Annotated in this window: 1 protein-coding gene; it reads right to left on the bottom strand. The window is 40.8% G+C overall.

Annotated elements, in window-relative coordinates:
- Nucleotides 1–285: hemagglutinin repeat-containing protein (locus ACFINZ_RS11505; RefSeq protein WP_375701583.1), on the bottom strand; the 285-nt coding region annotated here is incomplete at its 3' end.
- Between the last annotated feature and the right edge of the window lie 9 nt (nt 286–294).

The raw sequence follows: 294 nt of genomic DNA, 5'->3' as shown, positions 1-294 counted from the left end.
AGTTTTCTTTTCAGCAACAATGCTGTTGCTAACTTTATGTTTTCTATCCCCATTTGTGAAGCATTTTGTTGCATCATTCACGTTCTCTACCGTGCCAACATCAAAAGAAGTTTTAACATTTGCAAAAGACTTTTGATGCATTTCATCTGCCTTGGAGACATCATGACTTTCTGAGATTTTTACATCATGACCAGCATGAATGTTCACATCATGCTCTGCTAAAACATCTGCCGCTTGCACACGCACATCATGATCCGCACTGATCTGCACATCTCTTCCCCCCATGAGATGGGA

The organism is Bartonella sp. AA81SXKL (assembly GCF_042196945.1).
Taxonomy (GTDB): Bacteria; Pseudomonadota; Alphaproteobacteria; order Rhizobiales; family Rhizobiaceae; genus Bartonella.
This window is presented reverse-complemented; position numbering and strand designations above follow the sequence as displayed.